Source organism: Parasedimentitalea huanghaiensis (assembly GCF_009753675.1).
In the GTDB taxonomy this organism is placed as follows: Bacteria; Pseudomonadota; Alphaproteobacteria; order Rhodobacterales; family Rhodobacteraceae; genus Parasedimentitalea; species Parasedimentitalea huanghaiensis.
This window is the reverse complement of record NZ_WQLV01000005.1, coordinates 58,417-79,920: the sequence shown is the minus strand read 5'-3', so window position 1 is coordinate 79,920 and position 21,504 is coordinate 58,417. Positions and strand designations below refer to the sequence as shown.

25 protein-coding genes are annotated in these 21,504 nt (G+C 56.9%); 11 read left to right on the top strand and 14 right to left on the bottom strand.

The features are described 5' to 3' along the window. The first annotated feature begins 68 nt into the window (after positions 1–68). On the top strand, positions 69–1,193 hold the full coding sequence (locus GO984_RS09425) for a beta-ketoacyl-ACP synthase III (protein ID WP_157022286.1): 1,125 nt from the start codon (positions 69–71) through the stop codon (positions 1,191–1,193). A gap of 198 nt (positions 1,194–1,391) precedes the next feature. Continuing rightward, positions 1,392–1,910 (top strand): GNAT family N-acetyltransferase, encoded by a 519-nt coding sequence (locus GO984_RS09420; RefSeq protein ID WP_157022285.1) that lies wholly within the window; start codon positions 1,392–1,394, stop codon positions 1,908–1,910. Positions 1,911–2,157: 247 nt separating this feature from the next. On the opposite strand, the gene GO984_RS09415 is transcribed toward GO984_RS09420, so the two are convergent. After that, a complete protein-coding gene (locus GO984_RS09415) occupies positions 2,158–2,616 on the bottom strand; it encodes a hypothetical protein (RefSeq protein WP_157022284.1) in 459 nt (152 codons plus the stop codon). Between the two features lie 380 nt (positions 2,617–2,996). Here GO984_RS09415 and GO984_RS09410 point away from each other — a divergent pair, with 380 nt between their 5' ends. Further along, on the top strand, positions 2,997–3,599 hold the full coding sequence (locus GO984_RS09410) for a thymidine kinase (protein ID WP_157022283.1): 603 nt from the start codon (positions 2,997–2,999) through the stop codon (positions 3,597–3,599). A gap of 35 nt (positions 3,600–3,634) precedes the next feature. Here the strand turns inward: GO984_RS09410 and GO984_RS09405 are convergent, their stop codons facing one another. The 5 genes from GO984_RS09405 to GO984_RS09385 all read right to left on the bottom strand — a co-directional run bounded on the left by GO984_RS09405 (position 3,635) and on the right by GO984_RS09385 (position 6,862). After that, entirely contained in the window at positions 3,635–4,591 is a 957-nt protein-coding gene (locus GO984_RS09405) for a 2-hydroxyacid dehydrogenase (protein WP_157022282.1), read from the bottom strand. Next, the gene (locus GO984_RS09400; RefSeq protein WP_167740280.1) at positions 4,591–4,929 is read right to left on the bottom strand and encodes a tRNA-binding protein; all 339 of its coding nucleotides are present in this window, start codon (positions 4,927–4,929) and stop codon (positions 4,591–4,593) included. Before GO984_RS09400 ends, GO984_RS09405 begins: the two co-directional genes overlap by 1 nt. Beyond that, positions 4,922–5,737: a pyrroline-5-carboxylate reductase gene (proC, locus tag GO984_RS09395; protein WP_157022281.1), complete on the bottom strand. Its 816-nt coding sequence runs from the start codon at positions 5,735–5,737 to the stop codon at positions 4,922–4,924. Before proC ends, GO984_RS09400 begins: the two co-directional genes overlap by 8 nt. A gap of 39 nt (positions 5,738–5,776) precedes the next feature. After that, positions 5,777–6,277 (bottom strand): type III secretion system chaperone family protein, encoded by a 501-nt coding sequence (locus tag GO984_RS09390; RefSeq protein WP_157022280.1) that lies wholly within the window; start codon positions 6,275–6,277, stop codon positions 5,777–5,779. 339 nt (positions 6,278–6,616) lie between these two features. Further along, positions 6,617–6,862, bottom strand: a complete 246-nt coding sequence (locus GO984_RS09385; protein WP_157022556.1) for an accessory factor UbiK family protein — start codon at positions 6,860–6,862, stop codon at positions 6,617–6,619. Between the two features lie 97 nt (positions 6,863–6,959). Here GO984_RS09385 and lgt point away from each other — a divergent pair, with 97 nt between their 5' ends. From lgt to GO984_RS09365, 5 genes are all read left to right on the top strand, one after another. Continuing rightward, complete coding sequence (lgt, locus tag GO984_RS09380; protein ID WP_157022279.1) at positions 6,960–7,859, top strand: prolipoprotein diacylglyceryl transferase; 900 nt, start codon at positions 6,960–6,962, stop codon at positions 7,857–7,859. Then, positions 7,856–8,923 carry a class I SAM-dependent methyltransferase gene (locus GO984_RS09375; protein ID WP_157022278.1) on the top strand — a complete coding sequence of 356 codons (1,068 nt, stop codon included), beginning with the start codon at positions 7,856–7,858 and terminating at the stop codon, positions 8,921–8,923. Before lgt ends, GO984_RS09375 begins: the two co-directional genes overlap by 4 nt. Then, positions 8,920–9,675 (top strand): peptidoglycan editing factor PgeF, encoded by a 756-nt coding sequence (pgeF, locus tag GO984_RS09370; RefSeq protein ID WP_157022277.1) that lies wholly within the window; start codon positions 8,920–8,922, stop codon positions 9,673–9,675. Before GO984_RS09375 ends, pgeF begins: the two co-directional genes overlap by 4 nt. A gap of 275 nt (positions 9,676–9,950) precedes the next feature. Continuing rightward, positions 9,951–10,118 (top strand): hypothetical protein, encoded by a 168-nt coding sequence (locus tag GO984_RS23345; protein ID WP_167740279.1) that lies wholly within the window; start codon positions 9,951–9,953, stop codon positions 10,116–10,118. 326 nt (positions 10,119–10,444) lie between these two features. Further along, positions 10,445–11,227 carry a Hint domain-containing protein gene (locus GO984_RS09365; protein ID WP_157022276.1) on the top strand — a complete coding sequence of 261 codons (783 nt, stop codon included), beginning with the start codon at positions 10,445–10,447 and terminating at the stop codon, positions 11,225–11,227. Positions 11,228–11,338: 111 nt separating this feature from the next. Here the strand turns inward: GO984_RS09365 and GO984_RS09360 are convergent, their stop codons facing one another. Further along, the gene (locus tag GO984_RS09360) at positions 11,339–11,821 is read right to left on the bottom strand and encodes a DUF2269 family protein (protein WP_167740298.1); all 483 of its coding nucleotides are present in this window, start codon (positions 11,819–11,821) and stop codon (positions 11,339–11,341) included. Then, a complete protein-coding gene (locus GO984_RS09355) occupies positions 11,821–13,140 on the bottom strand; it encodes an SDR family oxidoreductase (RefSeq protein WP_157022274.1) in 1,320 nt (439 codons plus the stop codon). Before GO984_RS09355 ends, GO984_RS09360 begins: the two co-directional genes overlap by 1 nt. Before the next feature lie 47 nt (positions 13,141–13,187). Here GO984_RS09355 and GO984_RS09350 point away from each other — a divergent pair, with 47 nt between their 5' ends. Further along, complete coding sequence (locus tag GO984_RS09350) at positions 13,188–13,616, top strand: group III truncated hemoglobin (protein WP_157022273.1); 429 nt, start codon at positions 13,188–13,190, stop codon at positions 13,614–13,616. A gap of 42 nt (positions 13,617–13,658) precedes the next feature. Here the strand turns inward: GO984_RS09350 and GO984_RS09345 are convergent, their stop codons facing one another. The 3 genes from GO984_RS09345 to GO984_RS09335 are packed head-to-tail and all read right to left on the bottom strand — an operon-like array spanning position 13,659 to position 16,508. After that, the gene (locus tag GO984_RS09345) at positions 13,659–14,651 is read right to left on the bottom strand and encodes a YcjF family protein (RefSeq protein WP_157022272.1); all 993 of its coding nucleotides are present in this window, start codon (positions 14,649–14,651) and stop codon (positions 13,659–13,661) included. Next, positions 14,641–15,096 (bottom strand): GNAT family N-acetyltransferase, encoded by a 456-nt coding sequence (locus GO984_RS09340; RefSeq protein WP_157022271.1) that lies wholly within the window; start codon positions 15,094–15,096, stop codon positions 14,641–14,643. Before GO984_RS09340 ends, GO984_RS09345 begins: the two co-directional genes overlap by 11 nt. Continuing rightward, positions 15,093–16,508, bottom strand: coding sequence for a YcjX family GTP-binding protein (locus tag GO984_RS09335; protein WP_157022270.1), 1,416 nt, complete (start codon positions 16,506–16,508; stop codon positions 15,093–15,095). Before GO984_RS09335 ends, GO984_RS09340 begins: the two co-directional genes overlap by 4 nt. Positions 16,509–16,630: 122 nt before the next feature. Here GO984_RS09335 and truA point away from each other — a divergent pair, with 122 nt between their 5' ends. Together truA and GO984_RS09325 are read left to right on the top strand one after the other, a co-directional pair. Further along, positions 16,631–17,398 carry a tRNA pseudouridine(38-40) synthase TruA gene (truA, locus tag GO984_RS09330; RefSeq protein ID WP_157022269.1) on the top strand — a complete coding sequence of 256 codons (768 nt, stop codon included), beginning with the start codon at positions 16,631–16,633 and terminating at the stop codon, positions 17,396–17,398. A 131-nt stretch (positions 17,399–17,529) separates the two neighbouring features. Continuing rightward, entirely contained in the window at positions 17,530–18,066 is a 537-nt protein-coding gene (locus GO984_RS09325; protein WP_157022268.1) for a hypothetical protein, read from the top strand. A 52-nt stretch (positions 18,067–18,118) separates the two neighbouring features. Here the strand turns inward: GO984_RS09325 and GO984_RS09320 are convergent, their stop codons facing one another. The 3 genes from GO984_RS09320 to GO984_RS09310 form a co-directional block, all read right to left on the bottom strand. Further along, on the bottom strand, positions 18,119–19,354 hold the full coding sequence (locus GO984_RS09320; RefSeq protein ID WP_157022267.1) for an acyl-CoA dehydrogenase family protein: 1,236 nt from the start codon (positions 19,352–19,354) through the stop codon (positions 18,119–18,121). A gap of 247 nt (positions 19,355–19,601) precedes the next feature. Further along, the gene (gene gcvH / locus GO984_RS09315) at positions 19,602–19,961 is read right to left on the bottom strand and encodes a glycine cleavage system protein GcvH (protein WP_157022266.1); all 360 of its coding nucleotides are present in this window, start codon (positions 19,959–19,961) and stop codon (positions 19,602–19,604) included. 90 nt (positions 19,962–20,051) lie between these two features. After that, positions 20,052–21,503, bottom strand: a complete 1,452-nt coding sequence (locus tag GO984_RS09310) for a glutamine synthetase family protein (RefSeq protein WP_157022265.1) — start codon at positions 21,501–21,503, stop codon at positions 20,052–20,054. Position 21,504: the final 1 nt, after the last annotated feature.

Genomic DNA, 21,504 nt, shown 5'->3' with positions numbered 1-21,504 from the left:
ATCTATTGACCTCGCTCCCCGAAAATGACCAAATTGCAGGCACTTTGAACCAGCCAGAGTTCCAGCTCATGTATACTCCTGCCATCACCGGCACCGGGGTTTTCACCCCCTCTCAGATCATCACCAACGCCGAACTGGTGAAAGCCTTCAACGCCTTTGCCGATAAGACGAACACCCAGAATGCTGGGGCGATTGAGGCGGGTGAGATTGAACCACTGGCGCATTCGTCTGAGGAGTTCATTCTCAAGGCATCGGGCATTGAACAGCGTTACGTCATGGACAAGTCAGGCGTGTTAGATCCCGATGTCATGCATCCAAAGCTGCGCCAGCGTGAGGATGACGAGCCGTCGATCATGGCTGAAATGGCGCTGGACGCGGCGAAGAAAGCACTGGAACAGGCTGGACGCACGGCAGCGGATGTGGATTTGGTGATCTGTGCCGCGTCAAATCTGGAACGCGCCTATCCAGCAGTCGCAATAGAAATTCAGCAGCTCTTGGGTTGTCCCGGCTTTGCCTTTGACATGAATGTCGCCTGTTCGTCAGCCACCTTTGGCATTCAGGCGGCGGCGGATATGGTGCGCTCGGGTTCGGTGCGCGCGGCGCTGGTGGTCAACCCCGAGATCTGCTCGGGCCATCTGGAGTGGCGTGATCGGGATTGCCACTTCATTTTTGGCGACGTGGCCACTGCCACCCTGATTGAACGCAAGGAAGATGCGCAGGGGCCGCATTTCGAGATCCTGTCGACCCGCTGTGCCACCCAGTTTTCGAACAACATCCGCAACAACAACGGCTACTTGCGCCGCTCGCGTCCAGATGGGGTCAAGGATCGCCGCGACATGCAGTTCATGCAAAACGGCCGCAAGGTGTTCAAAGAAGTGCTACCGATGGTGAGCAAGCACATTGCGGACCACATGGCCGACAACGAGATTGCCAACACCGATCTGAAACGTCTGTGGCTACATCAGGCAAACAAGGCGATGAATGATTTCATTGGCAAAAAGGTATTAGGTCGCACACCGGAAGATGGTGAACAGCCTAATATCCTGCAGGACTATGCCAATACATCCTCGGCCGGCTCGATCATCGCCTTCTCGCAGAATTCCAATGACTTGAGTGTCGGCGATTTAGGACTGATCTGTTCGTTTGGTGCCGGCTATTCTGTTGGGTCGGTGATCCTGCGTCGCAACGCCTAGATCCTTCGGTGAAATTTCCGGTGGTAGGAGCCGCGCTCGTCAAATCCGTGGCGCAATTCGTGCTGCAGACGGCCTGTTGTTACATCCTGCTGGGAAGTCTCTGGCGGTTATGAGCCCGTCTTGCAATTTTCTTTTCGGTCCAGCTAATCTCCGTTTTGATGGTGGGGTTGCCCGCTGCTGCCGATCAGGAAAGTTGACATGGTTCAGATCCCGCATCTTCAGACGGAACGTCTTTTGCTCCGCGCCCCCAATGAAAGCGACTTCGACGCCTATGCTGAGTTCTTTGGCGATGGCGACGCGTCTCATTTTTACGGCGGCCCGATTGGTCCGCTTGCCGCTTGGGGCAGGCTTGCCAGAGACAGTGGTCATTGGCTCCTTCGTGGCTACGGTCAGTGGACCATCGTGCACAGAAATAGTGGTGACGTTATTGGCAGCGCCGGTTTTGCATGGCCCACAGGTTGGCCGCGCCCCGAACTGACGTGGTGGATCGGTCCTCACTGGCGCAGAAAAGGGATTGCAAGAGAGGCGTCAGTGGCGGCAATCGGTTATGGGTACGACGAGCTGAAGTGGGGTCTTGTTCAGACACATATGAATGACGAGAACACAGCAGCGAAATCTCTTGTGGTGTCACTAGGTGGTCACAAAATAGCGCGCGAAGCCTTCCCTGATGGGATAAGCCGCGATATCTATTGTCTTCCTAGGCCACCAAGCAGCTAATGGAAATGAGTGGCGAAATATCCAACAGGAGCATCGTCCGCACAGCAATCATTGCTGCGACACACAACGAACCGCTCCTTTCCGCACTCTAACAAAAATTTGGCCCCACCAGAGGTAGAGCAACCAATAAAACACTGCCACTTTTTCAAATTAGATCGCACAACTTGGAATGCATCATCCGATCGCGGGTGGTTTTCTTATCGGTACTGAAAAATGTTAGCTTGGGTAAAGCGATCAGAGAAAAACCTCAGCCGCTTTCTTCTTCCAGATGTAGCTTCATGTCGATCAGGACGTGTTGCAAATTTACAGTCTCTCGCAGCAGGCGCTTGGCTTCATTGACTGTGATAATGCCGTCCTCCATCGCCGATTGATACTCGCTCATCAACATGGCGAATCGCTGGCTCAGGGCGATGACATCCGCGTTCACCCCACCGGTGCTGGGCGCATTGGGCTTGCGGTCATCATAGGACAAAGAGATCTTCTTTAGATCCGCCAATGCCGATGTCACATGCGGATAAGAAGAGGATTCTTCCAGCTTGGCAACTGCGTCCACAGGCATGAACCGGTCAGCATGTTCGGCATTATCAGAGTAATACCGGCCCAGTGTAGCCTTGGATTTACCGGTGATCTGGCAGGCAGCTTCAATGCCGACATCCTTGACCAGGGCCTCAGTATGTTTTTTTAGATAAGTGCCAATTTCCGCCATTAATATATTCCCGGCTTGCGGTCCGGCGCCCCAAGGGGAACCGCCCGATCTTTTTCCCATTATGGTCTTCTATGCTAAATGCGATACCTTTGCTATCCCTCAGGTTTTCAGGGATTTTTAAAGAGTGCAATGGTGGAATTTAACCACCTAGGTACCCAACAGGGACAGGGAGTGAGTGAGTTACCTGATCCTGGGTCGTTTTTGCGACCTAGTAGCGCTGTCTGTTTTGTCTTGTTCCGTCCATCCCCAGGGTTGTTCCACCCGGTTTGGGTAAGCAAACAGACAGCGCTATATTTTGACGCACATTGCCTTGGGCATAAATTTTAACAGCACCCGAATTTGTGGTTCCCCCCCCTGCTGCCAGCGGTTACATCAGCAGCATGGCAAAACTATACTTCAATTACTCCACCATGAACGCGGGCAAGTCGACGGTTCTATTGCAGGCCTCGCACAATTACCGCGAAAACAACATGGACACCTATCTCCTGACTGCTCAGATTGATGATCGGGCAGGCAGCGGACGTATCGCCTCGCGTATTGGTATCACCGCCGAGGCTGATATGTTTGCCGATGAAGACGATCTTTTTGCCATGGTCGATGCCCGCCTGAAACAGGGCAAGCTGGCCTGTGTTTTTGTTGACGAAGCCCAGTTCCTTACCAATGCTCAGGTCTGGCAACTGGCCCGTGTTGTCGACGATCTGAAATTGCCGGTGTTATGCTATGGGTTGCGGGTCGACTTTCAGGGTCAGTTGTTCCCCGGATCGGCGGCACTGCTGGCACTGGCAGACGAAATGCGCGAAGTCCGCACCATTTGCCCCTGCGGGCGCAAGGCCACTATGGTGATCCGTCAAGATGACAGCGGACATGCCATCACAGAGGGTGCCCAGGTGCAAATTGGCGGCAACGAAACCTATGTCTCGCTGTGTCGCCGCCACTGGCGCGAGGCCGTCGGTGATCTCGCCGCTGAAAACCCGGAACAGTAACTCAGCCCAAAGCCATTTTCAGACCGGCTCAGCACCTAGGTTCCAACTGGATTTGGCAACGCCTGCCCGGCGACAAAAGCCGCGACGTTGTCCAAAGCCATATGGCCCATATTGCTACGCACTTCTTCAGTCGCGGTGCCCAGATGTGGGAGCAGAGTAACGTTATCCAAATCCATCAGCGCCTGCGGCACCTTGGGTTCAAACTCATAGACATCCAAACCAGCACCCGCGATCTGCCCAGTTTGCAACGCGGCAATTAACGCCGCCTCATCCACCACTTCGCCCCGCGCAATATTGATCAGATGCGACGAATGCCTCATGGCTGCCAGTATCCCGGCGTCAATCAGGTGATGGGTCTCAGCCCCGCCCGGAACAGCCACCACCAGCACATCCACTTCAGCCGCCATCTTTGTCAAATCACCCGCATGGTGGGCCTCAAAATCCAGCTGCTTGGCGCTGCGGGCGATATAGCTCACCTGCATGCCAAACCCAAAATGGCAGCGCCGGGCGATGGCTTGGCCAATACGTCCCATACCAACAACTCCCACATGCTTGCCGCTCAGGTGCAGCCCTAACATCTGGGTGGGGTGCCAGCCCTGCCATTGCCCCGAGCGCACCAAACGCTCGCCCTCGCCGGCGCGACGGGCTGACATCAGCATCAGGGTCATCGCAATATCAGCGGTGGCATCCGTTACAGCGCCGGGGGTGTTGGTTACCTCGACACCCGCAGCCATCGCAGCCCCCACATCGATGTGATTATACCCAACTCCAAAGTTGGCCAGCAGCTTGCAGCGGGGCTCAGGAACCTGAGAAAACACCCCCGCGTCGAACGCATCCCCCAAGGTGGGCACGACAACGTCAAACTCTGCCAAGGCACGCAGCATTTCAGCCCTCGACATCACCGACGTATTGGTGCGGATCTCGACATCAAATTCTGACCGTGCGCGGGCTTCCACCTCTGCCGTCATTGGCCGTGCTATCAAGACCCGCATCAGTGCATCCTACCGCCCAATGGCACAGCGCCATCAGGACCAATCAGGCGAATTTCACCGCTCTCGTCTGGCAATCCCAGCACCAGGACCTCTGACATGAACTTTCCGATCTGACGGGGCGGAAAATTCACCACGGCCATGACCTGCTTCCCCACAAGTGTCTCGGGCTGGTAATGCGTGGTGATCTGGGCCGAGGTTTTTTTCTCGCCAATGTCGCCACCAAAATCGATCCACAGCTTAATTGCAGGCTTGCGCGCCTCGGGGTAGGGCTCGGCACGGATGACCTCGCCAACCCGCACGTCGACTTTCAGAAAATCATCAAACGTAATTTCAGTCACGAGAAAGCTCCTTGGATCGGTTGGTTGCAGCGCCAACAGCGGATTCTAGAAGTGTCGGAAACCCAGATGTTTTGTCCATCAACACCTCAAGCGCGGCTTGGGTCGTGCCATTTGGACTGGTGACGTTCACGCGCAGTTGGCTGGGGCTCTCCTCGGATGCCTCAGCAAGGGCGCCTGCCCCGGCAACAGTGGCCTTGGCCAATTGCATGGCCAATTCCGCCGGCAACCCCTGGGCCTCGCCTGCTGCTGCCATGGTTTCTATCAAATGAAATACATAGGCCGGACCAGAGCCGCTCACGCCGGTTACAGCATCCATCTGCGTTTCACTGTCCAACCGCACCACCTGCCCTACTGCGGACAATAACAATTCCGCGCTGTCCAGATCTGCAGCACTTGCACGGGCATTGCCAACAATTGCAGTGATGCCACGGCTGATCGCGGCGGGTGTGTTGGGCATAGCCCGCACCAACGGTGTATTTGCGCCCAGAATATCCTCGTAGGTGGCAATTGAGGTGCCCGCAGCCACCGAGATAAACAGCGTGTCGCCACCTCCCAGCAGTTGCAGATTGGGCAGTGCTTCACCCATCATCTGCGGCTTAACGGCAATCAACACAATTGCCGGAGTTTCTGGCAGAGGCTGATTAATGTGAACACCGGACTCTTGCAGCCAGTCAGACGGGTACGGGTCAATGACGGAAACGGAGGCAGCAGGCAGTCCACCTTCCAGCCAACCCGCCAGCATCGCTGACCCCATCTTACCGCAGCCTAGTAAAACCAGCCCCCGCGCTGCAATATCTGCCATATCCATCTGCTCGCCCTTCCCTGCGTCGTCTTTCAGAGAAGAGTGTTACGCGCGGCCATAAGCCTCTGCAATGGCCACCTGCATTGCTTCTTCTGGGGAACGATCCCCCCAAACCATCAATTGGATGGCAGGGTAGTACCGTTCGGCGCTGTTCACGGCGGTGTTGATCAAGGCGTCTATCTGGCCTGAACCAGCCACCTGCCCCCCGGTCAGCACCAGCCCATAGCGATAGACCATCAGTTTTTGCTCTGGCCAATAGGTAAAGGCGCCGGCCCAACACTGGTCATTCATGCGATTGATTAGTTCGTAAAGCTTGGGAACCTTGCCTTCAGGCGGCTCCATTTCAAAGCTGCACACCATACGCAGGGTTTCGTCATAGCCTGACCAGGCCAGGGTCAGCGAGTAAGTGCGCCATTGTGCCTCAACCGCCATGGCGATCTGATCGTCGCCAATGCGGTCAAATTCCCAATCGCGGTCAGTGGCGATATGTTCTACGATGTCGATTGGATGAACTTCGTCTTCCAGAGGATGCTCGGAAAGGGTCATGGTGCCACCTCACTTTATCTCTAGCTATGCTGGTCCATAAGTCCACAGTTGCTAGCTGATTGCACAATTGACCGGGGTTATTCCCCGTATCCATACCAGATATGGTGGAGTTCAAGGGGCACTCTGGCAACCCTTATTTTGGGGATAACTGCAATAAGTTGTGGATGAATGGCATATCACCGCAAGATACAGGCCATTCTATATTGGGACCATCAGGCAGGTCTCAGCGCCTCAGCTTGTCCAATGTCATTTGGATTGTGACCCCATCCAACACGGGATCACCCATTTCCTAGCCCAGACCAGTGTCAAACTGTTGCACCGGTTCGCATAGGCGGGCGTTCAGTCTTTGTTGGCTTCAAGCGCCGCCAAGCGAGCATTCAGGGCTTCATTTTCTTCGCGCGCCTTCTGGGCCATCGCACGGACAGCGTCAAACTCTTCGCGGGTCACAAAATCGCGATCTGCCAACCAGCGGTCCATCAGGCTCTTCATCGCAGTTTCTGCTTCATCCTTAGCGCCTTGGGCCACGCCCATAGCGTTGGTCATAAGCTGTGAAATATCGTCCATGATCTTATTTCGGCTCTGCATCATCTTCTCCATGTCTGGCTTTCTCCCTATATGGGCAAGCAATTGGTCAACGGCAAGACGTTGACTTTGCATCAACAGCACAGGCATTCAGTTCCACATGCAGGCAATGATCCAATTCCCCGACCTTTCACCCGAGATTTTCTCGATTTCCATTGGTGGCATGGAGTTCGCCCTGCGCTGGTACGCGCTGGCCTATATCACGGGCATTGTCATAGCCTGGCGGCTGGCCGTAGCGGCCCTAAAGCGCCCTGCCCTATGGCCGAACCAAACCCCACCCATGCGTCCCGAGCAAGTCGAAGATCTGCTGACCTGGATCATCCTTGGCGTCATTCTGGGTGGTCGACTTGGCTTTGTGTTGTTTTATCAACCCAGCTATTACCTATCCAACCCCACACAGATCCTGAAAGTTTGGGAGGGTGGCATGGCCTTCCATGGCGGTTTGATCGGAGTGATTGTGGCCAGCTGGCTGTATGCGGCGCGTCACAATATCGACAAGTTGGCCATGGCTGATCTCGTGGCCCATACGGTTGCCGGTGGGTTGCTGTTGGGGCGGCTGTCAAATTTCGTCAACGCTGAACTTTGGGGGCGCGCGACCGCCCTGCCCTGGGGCGTCGCCTTTCCGGGCCACGCCGCACAGGATTGCGGTCAAGCCGTCGGAGAGCTCTGCGCCCGCCACCCTTCACAACTGTATGAAGCCATGCTCGAGGGATTGATGCTCGGCGCGGTTTTGTTGTGGCTGGTCTATCGGCGCGGCGCGTTTCAAAAACCGGGCTTGGTGCTAGGCACTTTTCTAGCCGGCTACGGCGCCGCGCGTTTCATAGTTGAATTTGTTCGCCAGCCAGACGCGCACTTCATCTCACCTGGAAATCCGCTGGGGCTAGCCTGGCAGATCGACGGATTTGGCATCACCCAAGGACAGGCCCTATCCCTACCGATGATCATTCTAGGGCTATATTTCATTCAACGCGCCCGCACCAAAGCCGAGCTCCTGGCATGAGCCTGCGCGACCACCTGATTGCGCGCATTGACGCGGATGGACCAATGTCTGTGGCCGATTACATGAATGAATGCCTGCTGAACCCCAAATACGGCTATTACACCACCCGTGATCCACTGGGCGCTGCGGGCGATTTTATCACTGCACCCGAAATCAGTCAGATGTTTGGCGAACTGCTGGGCCTGTCACTGGCACAAAGCTGGCTGGATCAGGGATCCCCAGCGCCGTTCACCCTCGCCGAACTTGGCCCCGGCCGCGGCACACTGATGGCAGATCTATTGCGCGCCACCAAATCGGTTCCAGGCTTTCACGCTGCCGCGCAGATTGTGCTGGTCGAGGCCTCGCCCACATTACAGGCTGCCCAGCAACAGGCGCTGGCCGGGTATGCCGTCCAGTGGGAAGACACCGTATCATCGCTTCCAGACACGCCCTTATGGTTGGTGGCGAATGAGTTCTTTGATGCGCTTCCCATCCGCCAGTTCTTGCGCGACGGGGATGGATGGCGCGAAAAACGGGTCGGGCTGCAACAGGGGCAACTTGCCTTTGGCTTAGGCCACTCGACCCCGCAGCCCGCGCTGGATCAGCGCATGGATGACACTCAAGACGGCGATCTGGTCGAATTTTGCGAAACCGCGGCCCCAATACTGGCCACTGTTGCCAAGCGCATTTCTACGCACGGTGGCGCAGCACTAATCGTCGACTACGGTGACTGGCGCGCATTAGGCGATACCTTGCAGGCCCTGCGCAGCCATAAGTCCACCGACCCCCTCGATGACCCCGGACAGGCGGACCTAACGGCGCATGTGGATTTTGAAGCCCTAGCCCAGGTGGCCCAGGCCGCAGGCTGTGCCTATAGCCGCGTGACACCACAGGGCGTGTTTCTGGAGCGCCTTGGCATCACCACCCGCGCCCAGACTTTGGCGAAACAGCTAAACGGCCCAGCATTGGACAACCTTATTGCCGCACATCAGAGGTTGACGCACCCGGAAGAAATGGGAAACCTGTTCAAGGTGCTGGGTCTTTACCCAGACCAGACCACGCCTCCACCGGGATTAAACGCATGACGCTGGAAATTCTCACTTCCGAATTGCTCTCCCCCATTCGGCACGGCTTTTTTACCCGCCATGGCGGGGCTTCATCCGGCATTTTCCAAGGGCTTAACTGCGGCACCGGGTCATCGGACCAAAGCGAGGCCGTTCGGATGAACCGCACCCGTGTGGCTGAGGCAATGCAAGTCGACCTGCAGTCTCTGGCCGGGGTGCATCAGGTCCATTCGCCGGATGTGGTGACGGTCACCAAACCTAGCGATGAGCGCCCCAGAGGCGATGCGATGGTGACCAATGTGCCAGGTATCGCATTGTCCATCCTGACCGCCGACTGCCAACCCGTGTTGTTTGCAGACCCACAGGCTGGTGTAATTGGCGCGGCCCATGCGGGCTGGCGCGGGGCGCTGGACGGCGTACTGGAAGCCACGCTAGAGGCCATGGAGGCGCTGGGCGCCAACCGCAACGATACCGTGGCAGTCATTGGCCCGGCCATCTCGCAGCGCGCTTACGAAGTCGGGCCGGATTTCTTTGACGATTTCATGATGCAGGACCCCGACAATGCCCGCTTTTTTGCCAATGGCGAGGGAGGGAGGTACATGTTCGACCTACCTGGGCTGGGCCTGCAAAAATTACGTCAGGCCGGCGTCGGGACTGCAGAATGGATCCGCCATTGCACCTACAGCGACCCCGATCGGTTTTACTCTTACCGCCGCACCACCCACTCCAAAGAAGCTGACTACGGTCGATTGATCTCTTGCATCCGACTATAAGTCAACGAACCAGAACAATTGCGGCGAAATCGTAGAACTGTTGCCACAATTTCTGTGTGCCACTGCTCAGAAACAACTGCCCCTCGCAGCCACGTTTCGAAATACGTATTTTCTTCTGATATTTAGACGCTCTCCTGCCTCCTTAGCATTCACGTAAATCAATTGGGCGAAATTAAATCAAATTCCCCCGAACAGCCATATTGCCGGCGCATTGGACCTCCATAACTAAGCCATCACAGCAAAGGGTACCGATCTTGCCCGGCAGGAGAAAAACAATGACGGCCAAAACCCGCTTTTTGAACTCGATAATCACCAGTGCCAAAACCCAGGATATCACCATGCCCTGGACACGCGGCTCTGTGCGTCGCGCTTCGATTGCCCGGCGCCGGAACACACAGGACAACACTCAGGTCACAGTGACACCAACCGCCAAGAGCGCCTGACCTCCCGTGCTTTCCCCAGCGCCATTTGCGCCGGGGCCCCGCTTCGACAGCTGCCCATCGCGGAGCGGGACCTGGGGTCTGCCTCAAACCCACGGCGGACCCCGCACTCATTATTTTTTAGGACATTGTGGCGATACTGTTGGCGGAACTGGAAACAGTCTGCACCGCCCGCAAACATTGGATGCGGGTTAACTATAATCGCCTTGATTTTTTGACAATTATAAGCAAATGCCCCCATTATTGCTACCATATAGACAATCATCATGTGTTTTTGGGTTATCGGTGGGGGCCGATCCTGTGACGCGAATGAGAGAGGTCCTTCTGCCATGACCATCCCCCACTCGCTGCAACGTGCAGCGAACAACTCAGTCGAAACTGCAGCCATTCTGCAGGATCCTGCAGCTCTGCGCGCTGCCAACCGGCCACAGCTGCGCCGGTACGAAGTCGCCAGCTTGCTACCCAACGGTAACGTTGCTGAAACCCGTCACATCGCCCCTGCCTTACCCCTATTTGAATCCGCTTTTTGCGCCTTTACACGCGGCTCTTTGGTGACAACCGAAACCGGCCCAATTGCAGTCGAAGATCTCCTGCCGGGTGATCGCATCATCACCCATGGTGGCGGCGCCAAGACATTGATGTGGAAGGGCTGCACCAGCCTGATCCCTGGACGCCCCGATAACCGCGGCCGCAGCCACAAATTGACCAGCTTCATGGGTGACTGTTTTGGCATGCAAAAGCCAATGTCCTGCGTCATGACCGGACCTGCGGCGCGCCTGCTGCGTACCCCGCCACACCTGCGCACCCCTTCCAGCGATACGGCACTCCTGACCTCAGTCGAAGAATTTCATGACGGCATGAACATTGTTGAAACTGCACCTCCAACACCAGTGGAAATGTTCCATCTCTGCCTAGACGGGCATTCTGTCATCAACATCGGCGGCCTCGACTTTGAAACCTACCACCCGGGCCCCAAGGCCCTCCACCTGATCAGCCATGCAATGCGGTCACTGTTTTTGAACATGTTCAGCCATATTGAACAACCATCCGATTTTGGTCCATTGGCTTATGCCCGCTCGGGCGAAGTGCAGATCGACCCGCTCTCCAGCTAGCCCGTCAGAACAGCTTCATCTAGCCAAAAATATCCCAGGGTGAATTGGCCGTCAGGCCAAGAGGGGCAGCGCCCCTAGCCCTGCACATGCTCCACCCCAGGTCCTCAACGATTAAAACCCCAGTGCCAAATCCGGGCGCGCCAGCATCAGCCACAAGATGACCAACACCGCCACAAAAGCCGGGATGCCACAGGTAAACCAAATCGCAAACAGGCGGAAATATTCAGCTGGCAAAGGAGTCTGTGCTTGATCCGCCTGCCGCGCCAGACCGCGCAGGCGGATCTGGATCCAGACCACTGGCAACCAGAACAGCCCAACCAACACGTACAACATCAGCGACGACAGCAACCAACCCTCGCTCCAGTCCCACCCCAAACGCCAGGCCAGCACTGCTCCGGTGACCGGCTGCACCACCACAGCACTGGTGGTGAACACCAAATCCGCAAACACAACAACACCGGCGGTATGGGCAATGATTGCCGGTTGCCGACTGCGATGTGCCATCAACATGAAAAAGGCAATGCCCGCACCAGTCCCAAGCAACACACAGGCGCCAATGACATGCAGCCAGCGCAGAATAAGATCCAGCTCTATCAACGCGACTGCACCAACTGATGTGTGATCAGGGCAAGCACCAGTGTCGGCAGCACCTTGACCAGCGGCCCCAACGGATCTGCCCACAAAGATGGCACAAACACCGTGGACGCCGCCAAATAGAACACCGACACCGCTGCCATTGCCAGGCAGACCGACGCCGCCCAGCGACGCCACAGAATAGCCACGCCCAGTGACAGATCAACCAGCGACCATAGCGCAACCGAGGACATCGCGGCCCATTGTGGCCAGCCAACATCCGTCAAGACCGCAGCCGCACTACCAATTTGCCAAAGACCAACCAGACCGGACAGCAGCCAGAACAGGGACAACACCGCCACCGAAAGTGGCATCATCAGCGCCATACGCGCGGCCAAACGTTGCTCCTGCCCGGTCCTCAACCCTGCATAGATCTGCCCCAATGGTTGAAAGACCTGCCCGGTGGCCCGGCGATAGGGCAGCGGATCACCACTAATTCCCTGTTCCAACACCTGCAAAGCAGTCGACCGCAGCGGGGCCCGCCACCCAAGCCGCCCCAGCTGATCCGCCAATCGCCCTACAATTTTTGCGAGCCAAGCCGGAACTGGCAAAATGACCCGCGCCGGAGCAAAACCCAACCAATTGCGGGTTTCAGCCACCACCTCTTTCAGGGTCTGCGCGTTGTCTTCAACCAGATCATATCCCCCCGGGGGAAGGTCACCAACAACGGCGGCCTCGACCACCTGCGCCAGATCAGCCAGTGCCAGCGACTGCACCGGCGCCTGCCCCATCGCGAGTGGCTGCACCCAAGGAATAGCGGCCAACATCCGCAACAACCCGGTTCCCCCATAGGCCCCCTGCCCGATCACCAGTCCCGGTCGTAAGATCCAGACTTTGGCGCCTGACTGGTTCAGCTCTGCATCACCGCGCCCTTTGCTGCGCAGAAATTCGGTCGCAGCAGTTTTTGCCGCCCCCACTGCTGAGACCTGCACCACACCAACCCCTAACTGCTCTGCCGCCTGTGCCATCGCTGCAACCGCACTGTGATGGACGGCAGACAGATCATCGTCCGGGCTGTCCTGCAACACACCGGCACAATTCACCACAATGTCAAATCCAGCCAACAGGTCCTGCCAGTCACTGACGGCCTGCAAGTGGCGTAAATCAGCGCGGACGAAACCAACCCCCGGCAATACTCGCGCGGCCAGGCGATCATCGCGCCCTGCGGCGCAGACCTCGCATCCGCTGCTGCGCAAAGTCCGCACAACCGCAGCGCCGATAAATCCATAGCCCCCCAACACCAGGACCCGCGCGGCGGTTTGTCTCTTTTCCTTGGTCATGTCGATCCCTATCTATGGCCAAACAAATATCACATACAGGCCTGCCCATGCCCGAAACCACTTTGGACAACCCGTTGAAACGATTTGACATCACCGCGAGTGAAATCGACCGCGTGGTGACAGTATTCTACGCACAAATTCGCCGTCACCCGGATCTGGGCCCTGTGTTTGGCGCCCATCTAGAGGGTGCTGACTGGCCCGAGCATGAAGACAAAATCGCCCGGTTCTGGCGTAATGCGATCCTGCGCGAGAAGAGCTACAATGGCAATCCAATGCGGGTACATCTCTCGCGCCCGGATGTAAAAGCTGAACATTTCCCCCTGTGGCTGGGGCTATTCCATCAGGTTTTAAAGGCAGAACTGCCAGAGCCGACCGCCAGCAGTTGGGGCCTTCTGGCTGACCGCATTGGCGAGGGGTTTCGCGCCGGAATTGTCTCTATGCGTCAGCCAAAGGATGAGCCCCCCAAACTGTTCTAACCGGGAGTCTCAAAGTTTTGACAGGCGTCAGCCGACAACCTGTTATTGTGATGCTTTGGAAAACAAACCCGTCAGTGCCCGTTTCACAACAGCGCGCACCTTGGGTTTACGCTCCTGCGAGAAGGGCATCGGCCGACAAACATCCATCGCAGCGATGCCAACACGGGCCGTCAGAGCACCATTGACCAGCCCCTCGCCAAACCGGCGCGACAGTTTTGACAAAACGGACCCGCCCAGGACCGGCTCCAGCAAATCATCGCCCACCGCAACGGCCCCCGTCGCCACCAGATGTGACAGCACGGCACGGGTGAGCCGCCAAGAGCTGAAGAACCCACCGCGCCCGCCATAGATCTCGGCCACCCTGCGGATCATCCGCATCGATGACACCAGTGCCGTCACCACATCCGCCAGCGCCAGCGGCACCAAGGCAGTCACCATGGCAACCTGCCGCGCGGCGGCTTCGACCTCACGCAGCGCCAAAGCATCTAAGGGCACCAACAGTTCTGCCTCGGTCAGATGTAACACCGCATCGGCGTCCATCAGATCCTGCCGACGCTCCGCCAGCCGCGCCCGCCCCCAGGACAGTTCCTCGCGATGGGAATAAAAACGGTCGATCCGGGTAGCATAGGCATTGGCCAAGGCCAGGTCACCCTGCGCCTTTTCCGCGCCCCGGCGCAGCCCGTCTACCCGGCGCAATCGCGCCAGCGCAGCCAGTTCGCGCACCCCCATAAACAGGGCCAGTCCCAGCGCAACCGCCAAGGCAACCGTCACCGCCCAGCCCAGTACCGGTATCCGCAAAATCAAATCGCTGGCAAAATCCCAAGCGGCAACTGAAATGACAGCACCAACCAGCGCCGCAATGACACTCCAGAACCAGCGGGACAGCCGGGACGGCTTGCCCGCCACCATTTTGGCCGCTTGTTGCAGCGCAGCGGTTTGCGGCTCCGACGTCAGCTCGGGCACCGCTTGCGCGGCAGCAACATCTGGCAGGGGGTCATTCTCTTCGAGGTCAAATACAACCGGCTTATTGCTCATGCCAGTTCCCCTGTGCCCATTGTAAGAAAATATCCGGCAGGCCTTCATCGTTGTTCGAACCATCACCGCGACCGATTTCGATAAACCCCTGTCGATGGTAGAATCGCCGCGCGGCCTCATTTGCTTCAAAGGTTCGCAGCACCAGTTCCGGGCTGGCCACTTTGGCCTCTTCCAACAAGGCCCGACCAAATCCCTGCCCCCGGGCATCATCTGCCAGATACAGAGAGCAGACTTCACTCCTGTCGCGCGCCAAAAAGCCAACCATTTGCCCCTGAACCTCGGCCACAGTAACCCAACCGCGGTCGATCATGGTACTGCACAGCTTGGTCACTTCGTCCAGAGAGTACAGGTTCGGCATCCAAGTGGTGCCCTGCTGAAACTGATGCACGATTTCCCCGGCGGCCTGCGCATCATCGGCAGTGGCCGCGCGGATATGCACCGTCATAACCGGTCTCCGATCAGAAATTCAGCTGCCCGATCCAGCCGGATATGAGGTGGCCCATAACCAGGCTTCATCTTTAATTTTGCAGGGGCAAACGCCATTGCCTGATACTCTCCGCTCAACCAGTCCCTGGCGCCGGTACGCGCCGCGCCCAAAAGTTCGCCGGGATCGTCCGGCAATGTTCCTGGATAAAAAGCTGCCTGTTTTCCGCTGTCCAACAAAGTGCCGCGAACGCAGGGCAAATCAGCCCCACTATGGTTGCGAATTTCCTCTGTTGTAGCGCGTAGCGAAGCCAGCGCAAGGGCTGATGTCTGTGCCCCGGAAAACTGTGCCCGATCTTGTGCCTCACGGGTCAAGGCCTTGATGATAGATGTCATTTGCGGGTGCTGGGTGTGATGCAAGTGATCCGCCTTGGTGGCTGCGAACAGAATTCTTTCAACACGCTTACCGCGCAACAATCGTGACAGTAGCGCATTACCGCCCGGCCTGAATGCACTTAGAATATCGCCCATCGCATGCCGCAAATCTTCTAAGGCGCGTGGCCCGGAATGGATCGCGGTGAGGGCATCCACCAGAACGACCTGCCGATCAATTCGGGCAAAGTGATCGCGGAAGAATGGTGTTACGACCTTGCGTTTATAAGCCTCATACCGGCGCTGCATCTCGCGGTGGATTGAACCACGCTGTGACGCGGCAGAAAAGGGAATTGGCGCAAAGGTCAACACGGGCGAGCCCGCCAGATCCCCGGGCAGCAAAAACCGCCCCGGCGTACAGTCGTAATAGCCATCCACACGTGCCGCATTCAGGTAATCCGTAAATGCCTTAGCCAATTGCTGAGCGGTGTCTTCGTCATGCGCTGCGGTGGCATCGACGGATTTTGCCCGTTTCAGAAAGCCACGCGCAGAGCCCCGTTTCCGAATTCGCTCAAGCACCTCTGCCGACCAGGCGTCATAGCTCTTATCCAGCAGCGCCAGGTCAAGCAGCCATTCGCCCGGATAGTCTACAATATCGATATGAACCGTCCGTGGTCCCTGCAACCCAGACAAAAGCCCGGACGGCGCCAACCGCAGGCTCAACCGCAATTCGGAAATTGCCCGTGTGCTGTCTGGCCACTGTGGCGCAGGCCCGGTCAGTGCTGCCAGATGTGTCTCATAATCAAACCGCGGCACTGTATCGTCCGGCTGAGGCTGCAAGAAAGCCGCATTAATCCGGCCATCCCGCGCCGCTGCCAGTTGCACCATTCGGCCCCGGTCCAACAAATTTGCCACCAGAGAAGTGATGAACACAGTTTTGCCCGATCGTGCCAGACCAGTTACACCCAACCGGATGGTGGGTTCAAAAAACCGTTCAGACACGGAATCACCGATGCTCTCAACACCACGCACAATCCCATCGGCCAATGAAGAAATCACCAAATCTACACCCTGTCCAAATACTTACCCGCTAAGATAGTCAAGCAGTACTCCGGATACCACCCCAACCGTCGGTGCAAAGACAAGACTTGTGCGGACTGACGTAGCGCGGTACTTGCCCCGCCATGCCTCGTTTTGCTTTGAAAGTCGAATACCAAGGTGCGCCTTTCGCCGGATGGCAGCGCCAGAAAGACCAGCCCTCGGTACAGGGTGCGATCGAGACGGCATTGGCACGTCTGGAGCCTGGCCCCCACACCATTGCGGCTGCCGGCCGTACCGACGCAGGCGTACATGCTGTCGGTCAGGTGGCGCATTGTGATCTGACGCGCGAATGGGATCCTTTTCGCTTGTCCGAGGCGTTGAATTATCACCTAAAACCAGCACCCGTGGCCATTGTCGCCTGTGTTCAAGTGACGGATGACTGGCACGCACGGTTCTCGGCGCTGGAGCGCCAATACCTGTTCCGCATCCTGACACGCCGCGCTCAGCCCACCCATGACGAAGGCCAAGTCTGGCATTTGAAACATGATCTGGATGTGGAGGCCATGCAGGCCGGAGCTGACATGTTGCTTGGCCGCCACGATTTTACCACGTTCCGCTCGACCATTTGTCAGGCCGAAAGCCCGGTCAAAACGCTGGATGAATTGCGGGTTGAGCGCGTTAATGGATTTTCAGGCCCGGAAATCCACTTCCACGTCCGCGCCCGGAGCTTTCTGCACAACCAGGTGCGCAGCTTTGTCGGTACTCTGGAACGGGTTGGGGCTGGCTCTTGGTCCCCCCAAGACGTTGGCGATGCACTGGCCGCCCGGGAACGCGCGGCCTGCGGCCCGGTCTGTCCCGGTCATGGGCTTTATTTGGCACGGGTTGGATATCCTGAGGACGTGTTTGGTTAACCTGTCCCTCCTTTGGTGCCAGCTGTTTGCCAACATTGCCTTTGGGACAAATTCACCTATCTCGAAAACTGGAGAGACAGGCTGGAAAACTCCAGCCAACATCACATGGGATCGCGACCAAAGGTGATACAATGCCCGATGACATTCAAACCCTCGAGAGAAAAGTCCAGAGCATCGAGAAGACGCTAGAAGCCAAGCTGAAAGCCAACCAACAAGAAGACGCAAAACGCGCGGCCAAGATTGAAAGTCAGGCAGATCAGTCGGCGCAGAATGTACAAACTCTCGTGAAAAAATTCTCCGAAATCGACAGCCATCTAAAAACCAATGACTCGCAGATCAAGGCAAACACCCAAGACACCGAAGGCAACCGCCAGGCCCTGATCCGCGCGCGAAAATATGTCGACACAGCGGTTCAGGGCATCGGGTCTCAGGTCAGGGCCAACGCCCACGAAGCGGAAGAAAACAGGCTGGCTCTGGTCCGTGCGCGCAAATATGTCGACGACCACGACACCACACTCGAAAAGAAGATCACCGAGCTAAAGAAACTAATCTCGGAGATGGAAAAACGGCATGTGAAACTGGTCGATACTCAGATCAAAAATTACGACAAGCTGATCCGCAAGGTAATCTCGCAAGAGGTGGCCAAGGTTGCCAAAGGCAAACGCTGAACGCACCACAATCCTACCCTGAATCTGGATCAGGGCAGGATCGGAGCCCCACCTACATCTTTTCTTGGGTGTATTTCTTCAGCTCAACCCGCGCCACCTGACGCCGATGCACCGCATCTGGCCCGTCTGCCAGCCGCAGGGTGCGCACATGGGTCCAGGCCTGCGCCAGCGGAGTGTCCTGGGAAATCCCCTGCCCGCCAAACATTTGCACGGCCTCGTCAATCACTTTCAACGCCACCCGTGGGGCCACAACCTTGATCTGGCTAATCCACGGGGCCGCCGCACGCGCATCGCCCTGATCCATATACCAGGCCGCCTTCAGACACAGCAGCCGCGCCATTTCGATCTCCATCCGGCACTCAGCGATGATGTCGTAATTGGCGCCCAACTGGGCCAGTTTTTTGCCAAAGGCCTCACGCGCGAGTGACCGTCGGCACATTTGTTCAAGCGCAATTTCCGCCTGCCCCACCGCCCGCATACAGTGGTGGATACGGCCAGGCCCAAGGCGCCCCTGTGCAATCTCAAACCCACGCCCTTCACCCAACAGGATATTCTCAGCTGGCACCCGAACATTGGTAAAGCGGATATGCATATGGCCATGCGGCGCATCATCACTGCCATAGACCTGCATTGGCCGCAGCACTTCAATCCCCGGCGTATCCGCCGCCACCACAATCATCGACTGTCGCTGATGTTTGGGCTTTTCTTCACCGGCGGTCCGCACCATCACGATGTAAACCTTACACCTGGGATCCCCAGCCCCACTGGCCCACCATTTTTCACCGTTCAGAACATAGTCATCGCCATCGCGCACACAGGACATCGCCACATTGGTCGCGTCTGAGCTGGCCACATCCGGCTCGGTCATCAGATAGGCCGAGCGGATCTCACCAGCCAACAATGGTGCGAGCCACCGCTCTTTCATGGCCGCACTTCCATAACGCTCGAACACGTCCATGTTGCCGGTGTCGGGGGCGGCGCAGTTGAACACTTCAGCCGCCAAAGGAGTCTTGCCCATCTGTTCCGCAAAATAGGCGTATTCCACCGTACTCAGACCAAAGCCTTTATCGCTGTCAGTCAACCAGAAATTCCACAGACCCGCCGCCTTAGCTTTGGCTTTCAACCCTTCCAGAATCTCAGCCTGACGCTCGGTATAGGTCCATCGGTCTCCTTTGCCGATCTCAGCGTGATAATCATCCTCCAGCGGCATAATCTCATCACGGATCATCGCAGTGACCCGATCCAACAGGGTGCGTATCTCCTGCCGCATTCCAAAATTCATATCCATCAGCCTCGACCTTCCCAACAACCGCTCTGCGTATGGGGAACCATGTCTCAGCCACCTCAGCCTGTCTACCAGAGTGACGAAACGTCACCGTGTCAAACGTCGACAACCCTTGCTCAGCGGATCTCTTCATCTAGCCAGAAATATCCCCGCCGGAGGCCAGGCCCCTTTCTCAAAAAGGGCCCAAAACCAAAGCGACGGGCCCAATTGGGCCCGTCACAATAATCAAAATCAAAGAAGGATATCCCTATCAGCCGATAAACGTCTGATACTCAGCTTCATCCATGTAATCATCCATTACCGACAGGTCTGATGCCTTGATCTTAAAGAACCATGCCCCCCCTTGGGCGTCTTCGTTGACCAGACCGGGTGTGTCAGCCAGGCTTTCGTTGACTTCAACAATCTCACCATCCAGAGGCGACAGAATATCAGACGCAGCTTTGACCGATTCAATCACCACAACTTCTTCGTCTTTTGTCACTTCCATGCCTGCTTCAGGCAGTTCGATGAACACAACATCGCCCAGCTGCTCGGCAGCATGTGAGGTAATACCAACCACAATCAGATCGTCTTCGGGCAACAACCATTCATGTTCTTCGGTGAATTTCATCTTTGGCTTCCTTTGGACCTAAGGAGTATACGTTGCCGACAATCTATCAATCCCACCACATCCGTTCAAGCAGCATCACAGCACTAAGGCTTAGAATAAATTGAAGTACTCCGTCTGCTCCCATTCGCTAACGGTGTTCAAATAGCGGTTCCACTCAAACCGTTTGAGATGCAGAAGATAGTCCGAAAAATCAGTTCCCAGGGCGCGGCGAAACAGCGAAGAGGTCTCAAACGCATGCAGCGCTTCCCCTAATGAGCGCGGCAGCTGCGCACCTTCGCCCTCATAGGGGGATTGCGTCGGAGCAGGTGCCACCCGGCCGCTAGAAATGCCTTCGCCACCGGCAATCAGCTGCGCCGCGAGCGCGTAATAGGGGTTGGCGGAGGTATCAGGGGCGCGGTTTTCAATCCGGCTTGCGCCGTCCCCCTCCTGCAGCAGGGCCCGCAGCATTGCGCCCCGGTTGTCTTCGCCCCATTGAATTTTGTTCGGCGCCAGTTGAAACGGCAGGTAGCGTTTATAGCTGTTGACGCTTGGTGCGATCAACACCGAGGCGGCAGCGGCGTGGGTCAGCAACCCGGCGATCCAACCGCTGGCCTGCGGGGTCAACCCGCCGCCCTCATCCGGCATGAAAAGATTACGACCGTTGTTCACATCCAGCAATGACTGGTGAATGTGCCAGCCATTGGCCATGGTATTTTCCAGCCTTGGCTTGGCCATAAAGCTGGCGTGCAGCCCCTTCGCCGCGCAGACTTGTTTCACCATAGTGCGGAACATAACCAGCGCATCCGCCTGGGTCATCGGGTCTGCTGGGTCAAAGGTAAATTCAACCTGGCTGGGACCCATTTCGATCTCAACCGACCGTACGGCCAGCCCCAACCCCTGGGCGTAGCGCCGCAGGGTGTCCAGAATGCCTTCCAGCTCGCCATAACGGTTTTCGGTCAGGAACTGATAGCCCTGCGCCAGATTACGTGTCTCAACCGGGGCGCCGGGCATTTCAGACTGACTGTGGGTCGTGGCGGTGTCGGTGCGCTCAAAAATGTGAAATTCGATTTCCAACCCAATCACTGCGGCCATGTTCTGATCGGCCAACCGGTCCATCGCACGTCGCAGCACATGGCGCGCACTAAACGGGATTGGGCGTCCATCCCGGAACACGACATCACAGAAAATCCATGCGGAATGCGGTGACCAAGGCAACACCCGAAATGTTTCCGGGCACGGCACCAGCAACACGTCATTGGCCCCCTGCATCGGACCCGCCTGAATGCCACTGTTGTGTGACCACACATCAAAGGCTGTCCGATGTGAGGTGTCCTTCAGCAATAATGTGGAGGGTACGGCGATACCGGTGCTAAAAACCGAACCAAAGGCACTGGCAACGATGGTCTTACCACGCAAAATACCATGCTGATCAACAAACAACACCCGAACTGTTTCAATACCGTCAGACTGTACCTGCGCCACCAGGTCGGCAGCCCTCGCTCCATCTTCAGCTGACAACAGCCCCATTTGGGCCAGCTTGCCCGCCTTAAATGTCTCACGCATG